1 protein-coding gene is annotated in these 764 nt (G+C 59.2%); it reads left to right on the top strand.

Annotated features, from left to right (window positions below; genetic code table 11):
• Positions 1-103 precede the first annotated feature (103 nt).
• The gene (locus ACW9JC_RS30375; protein WP_457459680.1) at positions 104-733 is read left to right on the top strand and encodes a class I SAM-dependent methyltransferase; all 630 of its coding nucleotides are present in this window, start codon (positions 104-106) and stop codon (positions 731-733) included.
• The last annotated feature ends 31 nt before the right edge of the window (positions 734-764 follow it).

Here is a 764-nt window from a genome sequence, read left to right as displayed (position 1 = left end):
TACAGGGGATCGCATTCCAAATGTAGGAGCTGCCGAAGGCTGCGATCTTTTAAAGCGCGAAAGCGCTTATAGTTCGCGCATCTCCTTTTCTGCGCAGCCAACCATGAAACAAACCCCCGACGACCTCCAGCAGATCACCGCAACCACCCTGGGTCATTACAACTCAGTGGCCGAAGGTTTTCGCGAAGGCACCCGCGACCACGATGTCAGCCAGAACATCGATGCGCTGCTGCGGCATATTCAGGGCGAGGCGCCGCTCGACATTCTCGATTTCGGCTGCGGTCCCGGTCGCGATTTACAGACCTTCACGCGCATGGGCCACAAGGCAGTCGGCCTGGACGGTTCGGAAAAATTTGCGCAGATGGCCCGAGAGGACAGTGGATGCGAGGTCTGGCAGCAGGACTTCCTGAAGCTCGATCTGCCGGCCGAGCGATTCGACGGGATCTTTGCCAACGCAGTGTTGTTCCACATCCCGCGCCAGGAGTTACCTCGGGTGTTGACGCAATTGCGCGAGGCACTGAAACCGGGTGGTGTGCTGTTCAGTTCCAATCCCCGGGGCGAGAACCAGGAAGGCTGGAACGGGCCGCGGTATGGGGCGTATCACGATCTTCAGGCGTGGCAGCAGTTGCTGACTGAAGCGGGGTTTGTGGAGTTGGAGCATTATTATCGGCCAGCGGGGCTGCCGCGGGAGCAGCAGCCTTGGTTGGCGAGTGTCTGGCGGCGCGTTGACTAAAGAACAAATCAAAAGATCGCAGCCTGCGGCA

Source organism: Pseudomonas sp. SDO5591_S426, assembly GCF_054070755.1.
This window is presented reverse-complemented; position numbering and strand designations above follow the sequence as displayed.

What these genes read in the sequence shown, in the direction of transcription:
- ACW9JC_RS30375 (WP_457459680.1), top strand. Translation starts at nt 104, where the DNA reads ATGAAACAAACCCCCGACGACCTCCAGCAGATCACCGCAACCACCCTG.